The organism is Nitrospira sp. BLG_2 (assembly GCF_049222245.1).
The window spans coordinates 1-7,341 of the sequence record NZ_JBLYIG010000632.1; the positions used below are offsets into that span (position 1 = coordinate 1).

The window sequence follows — 7,341 nt, forward strand, 5'->3', positions numbered from 1 at the left end:
TGGTGGTTAAGGATCCTGAGCGGGGTGACTGCTTCGCGCGCGTCAAGTTGCCCGATTCCTTTCGGCGTTTGGTTCCGGTGCCCGCTCAAGAAGAATCCACCCCGAAGGAGAAAGACCTCGGAGGAATCGGGAAAGTTCAACGGTTTGCTTGGTTGGAAGAAGTGGTGGCGGATAATCTGGATCTCCTGTTTCCCGGATTGGAGATTGTAGCGTCTTATCCGTTCCGAGTTACGAGAGACGCCGATGTGACGATCGAGGCCGATGAAGCACCCGATCTGATCACGGCGGTGGAAGAACAGCTCGATCTGAGGGATTTCAATTCCGTGGTGCGTGTGGAACTGGATACGACCACGCCGGACTATATCGTAGATCTTCTCATCCGCAATTTACAGATCCCATCATACCTCGTTTACAAGGAACAGGATCCGATCGGCATGGCGGGGCTTATGGAACTCACTGCTCTTGAGCGCCCCGATCTCAAAGACGCGCCTTTTCAGCCTGGCATGCCCGCGCTGCTGAGCAAACCGGGTGGTGTGTTGGAAGCTATCAGGCAAGATGATCTCTTGCTGTACCATCCTTACGATAGTTTCACGCCGGTAGTCGAATTTGTGCGTGAAGCGGCCCACGATCCGAATGTCCTGGCAATCAAGCAGACGCTGTACCGTGTGAACCCGAAATCCCCCATTATCGATGCCTTGATGGAAGCTCGGGTCAATGGGAAGCAGGTGGCCGTGCTGGTGGAGCTCAAGGCTCGTTTCGATGAAGAAAACAACATCGAATGGGCCCGAAAGCTCGAAGATGAAGGAGTGCATGTCGTCTACGGAGTGCGCGGGCTCAAGACCCATGCAAAAGTGTGTCTCGTCGTCCGGCGCGAACCGGAGGGGATTCGACGGTACGTCCATCTCGGCACCGGCAACTATAATGTGCTGTCCAGCCGTATCTACACCGATCTGAGCTACTTCACGTGCGATCCCGCCATCGGCAGTGACGTGTCCGATTTGTTCAACGCGCTGACCGGGTACTCCCGGAAGGATGGCTACGCCAAATTGCTGGTTGCGCCGGCAGCATTGCGGCGGGAGCTGCTCAATCGGATCGATCGCGAGATTCACTGTCACCGGAAAACCGGAGATGGACATCTCGCATTCAAGATTAATGCGTTGGTCGATAAGGCACTCATTCAGGCGCTGTACCGTGCCGCACAGGCCGGCGTGAAGATTGAATTACAAGTACGCGGCATCTGTTGTTTACGGCCCGGTATCTCCGGCGTGAGCGACCGGATTACGGTGACGTCCGTGGTCGGTCGATTCCTCGAACATGCCCGGATCTATTATTTCCATAACGGGGGACAGGATGAAGTATTTCTTGGAAGCGCTGACCTCATGCCCCGCAATCTGGATCGCCGTGTGGAAATCCTCTTTCCGGTAGACCACCCCCGCTGGCGACAGATCATTGTGCAGGACATTCTCGCCGTCAGTCTTCGCGATAATGTCCAAGCCAGGCGGTTGCGTTCAGACGGGACATACGAGCGTCTTACGCCTTTGGACGGGGAACCAAGCCTTGATTCTCAGGACTGGTTTCTCAATCGCTGGAAAGCCAGATCCATGAGCTGAAGGTCCTCAAGAGCTTGTTGGGGACATCATCCTAGGACAGTTGATATATAGAAGGGCCGCAGTAACGACCGGAGAAAATCAGGGGTTGGCCGTAGGCCTCTTTCCCGCGTGCTCGGATGGAACGCCGGTCACATTCTTGAATGTAAAAGGACGGAGATGAATGCGAATGCGGGATTGCAAAAGCGAAATATGCACGGAAGGTTACGGCTGAAGAGGCTGGTCCAATAGTTTGTATCCAAGCGTCTTGACCGAGACGATCGCGTCATTGAGAAACGACACTTTCAGTTTTAACCGACGAACATGGACGTCAACGGTTCGCGTTGTCCCAAAATAGTCATAACCCCAAACTTCATTGAGGAGCACCTCCCGTGTCAGTACGCGCCCAGGGTGACGTAAGAGATGCTCCAGCAGTCCGAATTCCTTGGCCGTGAGCATCACTTCTTTATCTTGTACCGTCACTTCATGTCGCGTCAGGTCCATCTGGAGGGAACCGTACACCAAGAATGTTGGTTTTTGACCGTTTGCCCGCTCTAGCCGACGGAAGAGGGATTTGACCCGAGCCACCAATGTCTTGGGGCTGAAGGGTTTGGTCACGTAATCATCAGCTCCGAGCTCAAGCCCGACAACGGTATCGGACTCCTCTCTCTTCGCCGTCAGTATGATAATGGGCAACAGCGCCGTCTCGGGCTTGTGACGGAGGGCTTTACATACTTCTAATCCATCCATCTGAGGCAGCATGAGATCAAGAATAACTAAGTCAGGATGCTCCGATGCCGCGAGGTTGAGTGCTTCTAGACCTGTTGTGGCGATGTTCGGATGAAATCCTTCCTTTTCAAGATAATGCCTGACCAACTGCGCAATGTCATGTTCGTCTTCGACGATGAGAATTTTCTTGGGACGTTGAGGAACCATGCGCGTGCCCTCGTGCGTGCTCGTGTTAGCTATGCCTACCATACGCTCTCTTTGTTACAGGCTTGTTAAATACGAGGAATATCGGCAGGTGAGTCCGCCGCTGAGAGGGGGGGCAAGGTGGTCGGTTCGTTCAAGCGGATAGTGTACAGATAGTGGTACAGCCCGTTGCGGGCCATTAGCTGGACGTGGTTGCCCTCTTCCACCAGTTTGCCTTTGTCTAGGACCAGAATGCGGTCGGCACACTGGATGGTCGATAGCCGATGAGCGACGACGAAGGTTGTGCGACCATCCATGAGGCGTTGAAGGGCCTCCTGAACCAGCCGTTCCGATTCGGTATCCAGCGATGAAGTCGCTTCGTCCAGTAACAAAATGCGAGGGTTCTTCAAGATGGCCCGAGCAATTGCGATACGTTGACGTTGTCCGCCTGAGAGGTTGACCCCCTTCTCGCCGACCGGGGTTTGATACTCGTCCGGCAAGCCCATGATGAAGTCATGAGCATGAGCAGCTTTGCTCGCTTCCAATACTGCGGCTTCATTCGCCGCCATATTGCCGTAGCGAATGTTGTCGAGGATGGTGCCTCCAAAGAGGATCGTTTCTTGTGGGACGAGAGCAATCTGTCGATACCAACTCTCGACGGTCACGTGGCGCAAGTCTTTGCCGTCGATCGTGATGCGACCTTCCGTCGGATCGTAGAAGCGGTGAAGCAGGTTGATCACGGTGGTCTTGCCGGCACCCGTCGGTCCTACGAACGCAATCAGTTCGCCTGGCTTGGCATCGAATGATAGGTTTGACAACACCGGATGGCGAGTATCGTAGCCGAAGGTGACCTTTTCCACCCGCACATGGCCGTCGACGGTCACCAGTGTCTGGGCATCGGATCGATCGCAAATGTCCGGCTGAGCATCCAGTATTTCGAAGATGCGCTGCGTCGCGCCTTGCGCTTCCTTGATCTGTGCAAAGACGCGCGCTGCCGAGCTGAAGGGGCCGATCAAGATGCCGGCGAACAAGACGAAGGCGAACAGATCGCCCGGCGTGACGACTCCGTCGATGACTTGTCTCCCTCCGTACCACAGCACCGCCGCTGCCGATGAAAACGTCAGGAGGCTGATCACCGGGATGAATACGGCCATGATTCCGGCTCGACGGAGCGTGAGACGAAGTGTTTGATCGACTTGATCCGCGAAACGGGCCATTTCCCGTTGCGTCTGGACGAACGATTTGACGATGCGAATGCCGGAAATCACTTCTTCCACGAGAGTGCTGAGCGCCGCCGTGTGATCTTGAATCGAGGTGGAAAGAGACTTCAATCTCCGACCGAATACCTTGGCGACCAGGACCAGTAACGGAAGCAGGATCAGAATCAGGAGACAGAGCCGCCAATTCATCATGAGTAGGAACGTGATGCCCCCGAGAAACGTCACGGCTTGTTTGACGCTGTCGATGGGGGTTTCTGTCACAACGGATTGGATGACGGCCACATCGGTCATCAATCGGGAGAGCAGTTCTCCTGTACGGCGCCGAGCAAAAAAGCTGACCGTGAGGGTCTGAAGGTGACCGAATATATGTTTGCGAAAGTCGGCGACGACTTGCTGAGAGACCCACGCGGTCAGATAACTATGACCCATCGCGCATAGTCCCTGCAGAATTACTAGGCCAAGGAACAAACCGATCGACCAGGTCATCTGATCGGCATCGTGTTGAACGGTAATGATATCCCAGAGGGTGCCGGCCAGCCGGATCAATGCGAGATTAATGACCGCAACCACGCTTACCGAGAGCCCAGCCAACATCAAGCGTGTCAAATAAGGGCGTACGAACGGAAGGAATCGTTTGAAGATCAACATGGTGGTCGTGCGGTGTGATTGAGCACAGAATCGTGTTTTGGTTTCGGCTTATGGAGGTGGTGAAAGAATATGCTGGGGATGAGACGAAACGACTAGAGCTGAGCGATCGACTCGATCAGGTTCTTATTGATCGCAACGAAATCCGACCGATCCTTATCATTGCTCACGACGTCGGTCAGGCTGATGAAGAGACGTGCTTCTTCGTTGATCGCATCGGAGACACGATTCCGCATCGGAGGGACCAAGAAGTCTCCAACGTAGGTACAATTGACCGTTCGTACGCGGATGCGGACTTTCTTCCCCTCGGCCACAGAGTGCCCTCCTTCCGATATGCCGGCAGAGCTCAGCTTTTTCGGCGAAGAAATTTCTGGCGTTGGCGCAGCTTCTTGTACTTGTGCTTGCGCATTTTCTTTCGTCGTTTTTTCAAGACGCTTGACATATTCTGTATCTCCTAGGAGGGCCGAGTCTAAAAGCTTTCCGCTGAAAATGCAAGATCACGGCGCCTTTTCCTCTTATGCTATACTGCACCGGAATGTACTTCCGAAGGATTGGTTTCTCACGGCCCTCATCCATCGTGTGGCTTATCGTGCTCGCCGTGATGGTTGTTGGGTGTCCGTCGAAGACCATCAGATACCCGGCAGAGCACGAGCGACTCCTCCGTATCGATCAAGCGTTGGACTCCTTGCGAAGCGCCTATCAACGAAAGGATCGGTCCGGGTTCCACTCTATGCTGTTGCCGTTGGATCAACTGGACGACCTACGACGCCAGGTCGACATGGACTTCGAAACCTTTTCCACCATCTCCCTCGAGTTTAAGATTGAGCGGGTCATGATCGAAAAAGACGATATCGACGTCTTCATCCATTGGCAAGGGACGTGGAAGAGAGATGCCAATGACATGGGTATCCGACAACGCGGCCACGCACGGTTGCAATGGGTCGGTACGCAATCGATTCTCTTGCGAGGCGCGCAGGGAGATTTGCCCTTCGGAATGAAAACGAAACAGATGTTGTCGGAACCTCTCTCACCGCCGACCCAACCACGATAACGATGTCGCGGAGCACGCTGGGAGCAGACTTTCTCGTCATCGGCAGCGGAGTCGCCGGGCTTCGAGCCGCCCTGGACCTCTGCCGAGTAGGTCGGGTGATCGTTCTCACCAAGGGCCACCCCTTACAAAGCAATTCCATCTTCGCACAAGGAGGGGTAGCCGTGGCCTTGAGTGAAGAGGATGATGTCGCCATCCATTTGACGGATACCGTAAAGGCTGGTTGCGGCCTGTGTCGTCGCGACGCGGTGCGTGTTTTGGTCGAGGAGGGACCTGATCGGATTCAAGAGCTCATCCGCTGGGGCGCGAAATTCGACAAAACCGGTGGCAAGTTTGCCTTTGCTCGTGAAGCCGCTCACAGCCGCAGCCGAATTCTTCGTGCGAGAGGCGATGCAACAGGAAACGAAATGGTAAGGGTGTTGATGACGCAGGCTGCGCGGCAAAAGCGGATAGTTCGGTTGGATTATCACTTCACTGTCGATCTTGTGGTTGAAGAAGGTCGATGCTGCGGAGCGGTGGTGCTTGATGAGCATTCGGGCGAACACTTCATCATTCCCGCAAAGGCTGTCGTTCTGTCGACAGGGGGGGCAGGGCAGATTTTTGCTCGCACCACCAATCCGCCCAATGCGACAGGCGACGGCATGGCCATGGCTTTTCGTGCAGGGGCGGAACTCCAGGACATGGAATTCGTCCAATTTCACCCGACGTCGCTGTATCTGCCGTCGAGCCCTCCTTTTTTGTTATCGGAAGCCATGCGAGGAGAGGGGGGGCAGCTGCGTAACAATAAGGGAGAGGCGTTCATGCAACGGTATCACCCGCTCGGCGTACTGGCTCCGCGGGATATCGTCGCGCGGGCTATTTGGGCGGAAATGGCGGCCACGCGCGCGCGGCATGTTTACCTTGATGTGACTCACTTGGGATCGAGTTTTGTCAAACGGCGATTTCCGACGATTTATGCGACCTGTCTACGTCATGATATCGATATTACGGAGGAATGGATCCCGGTCTCTCCGAGCGCCCATTACATGATGGGGGGAGTGGCGACCGACATCAACGGAGCCACGACATTGCCGGGCCTTTTTGCGGCGGGCGAAGTGGCTTGCAGCGGTGTGCACGGGGCCAACCGACTGGCCAGCAATTCATTGCTGGAGGGATTGGTGTTTGGGATGCGGGCCGGCACTGCCGCCGTCGCCGGGGCCTCTCGTCGTTCGATGCCCGATTTGTCTCACCATGTGGAACGCTTGAGGAGCGGTCGGTTCGAACGATTGGAGGATGCCGAAAAAATACGCAGCTCACTTCGACGGACCATGTGGGGACAAGTAGGGCTCGTCCGTTCTCGGGAGTCCCTCGTTCGTGCCACGGCTCAGCTTGCGCGATGGGAACAAATGGTATCCAGATCCTTTGCGGGGAGAGCCGAACTGGAGGTCAAGAATATGGTTCAAGTGGCGCATTGCGTGGCGGAAGCTGCGCTCTGGCGAGAAAACAGCGTTGGCGCCCATTACCGATCCGATTTTCCCGGAACCAAACGGCCGGGTTGGAAACAGCATAGTCAATTGTATTCGGGGATCCGAATCACTCGCCGGCCTGACTCGAAGACACAGGGGCGGGTCGTGGCATTACGTATTCCGAAGACGGGATAACGTGGCCGGCCGCGTCAAGATCGCGGGCGAGGAAGAGTCGATAATACCGCAAGACCTTGCGGACATATTGACGGGTTTCGTCGATCGGTGGAAGTGTTCGGTAGCGATCGACGACACGCTCTCCAGCGTTATAGGCAGCGAGCGCCAGTGGAAGATTGCCGCGAAATCGGTCGAGCAACTGGCGTAAGTATTTCGTGCCTCCTCCGATATTGTCCTCGGGATCGTAGAGGTCCCGGACGTCCAATCTCACCGCCGTTTGCGGCATCAATTGCATCAATCCGATGGCTCCC

General features: G+C 55.3%; 7 protein-coding genes and 1 pseudogene. 3 read left to right on the forward strand and 5 right to left on the reverse strand.

The genetic code is table 11. The features are described from left to right. The coding region (gene ppk1 / locus ACOSYY_RS16780; protein ID WP_421663923.1) for a polyphosphate kinase 1 at positions 1 to 1,610 on the forward strand (1,610 nt) is incomplete at its 5' end. 201 nt (positions 1,611 to 1,811) lie between these two features. Here ppk1 and ACOSYY_RS16785 read toward each other — a convergent pair. The 4 genes and pseudogenes from ACOSYY_RS16785 to ACOSYY_RS20445 form a co-directional block, all read right to left on the reverse strand. After that, entirely contained in the window at positions 1,812 to 2,564 is a 753-nt protein-coding gene (locus ACOSYY_RS16785; protein WP_526023339.1) for a response regulator transcription factor, read from the reverse strand. A 23-nt stretch (positions 2,565 to 2,587) separates the two neighbouring features. Further along, positions 2,588 to 4,366 (reverse strand): ABC transporter ATP-binding protein, encoded by a 1,779-nt coding sequence (locus tag ACOSYY_RS16790; RefSeq protein ID WP_421663924.1) that lies wholly within the window; start codon positions 4,364 to 4,366, stop codon positions 2,588 to 2,590. A 92-nt stretch (positions 4,367 to 4,458) separates the two neighbouring features. Further along, positions 4,459 to 4,677: a DUF6812 domain-containing protein gene (locus tag ACOSYY_RS16795; RefSeq protein WP_421663926.1), complete on the reverse strand. Its 219-nt coding sequence runs from the start codon at positions 4,675 to 4,677 to the stop codon at positions 4,459 to 4,461. Between the two features lie 70 nt (positions 4,678 to 4,747). Next, positions 4,748 to 4,805 (reverse strand): annotated as a pseudogene (locus ACOSYY_RS20445) (AURKAIP1/COX24 domain-containing protein); the annotation flags it as partial. Positions 4,806 to 4,961: 156 nt separating this feature from the next. Between ACOSYY_RS20445 and ACOSYY_RS16805 the strand changes: the two are divergent. Continuing rightward, on the forward strand, positions 4,962 to 5,414 hold the full coding sequence (locus ACOSYY_RS16805; RefSeq protein ID WP_421663927.1) for a hypothetical protein: 453 nt from the start codon (positions 4,962 to 4,964) through the stop codon (positions 5,412 to 5,414). A gap of 2 nt (positions 5,415 to 5,416) precedes the next feature. Beyond that, positions 5,417 to 7,051 (forward strand): L-aspartate oxidase, encoded by a 1,635-nt coding sequence (gene nadB, locus ACOSYY_RS16810; RefSeq protein ID WP_421663929.1) that lies wholly within the window; start codon positions 5,417 to 5,419, stop codon positions 7,049 to 7,051. Here nadB and ACOSYY_RS16815 read toward each other — a convergent pair. After that, positions 6,984 to 7,341: lytic transglycosylase domain-containing protein (locus ACOSYY_RS16815; protein ID WP_421663931.1), on the reverse strand; the 358-nt coding region annotated here is incomplete at its 5' end. The genes nadB and ACOSYY_RS16815 overlap by 68 nt on opposite strands.

Coding starts and splice junctions, on each gene's coding strand:
- ACOSYY_RS16785 (WP_526023339.1), bottom strand. CDS start 2,564: ATGGTAGGCATAGCTAACACGAGCACGCACGAGGGCACGCGCATGGTT.
- nadB (WP_421663929.1), top strand. CDS start 5,417: ATGTCGCGGAGCACGCTGGGAGCAGACTTTCTCGTCATCGGCAGCGGA.
- ACOSYY_RS16790 (WP_421663924.1), bottom strand. CDS start 4,366: ATGTTGATCTTCAAACGATTCCTTCCGTTCGTACGCCCTTATTTGACA.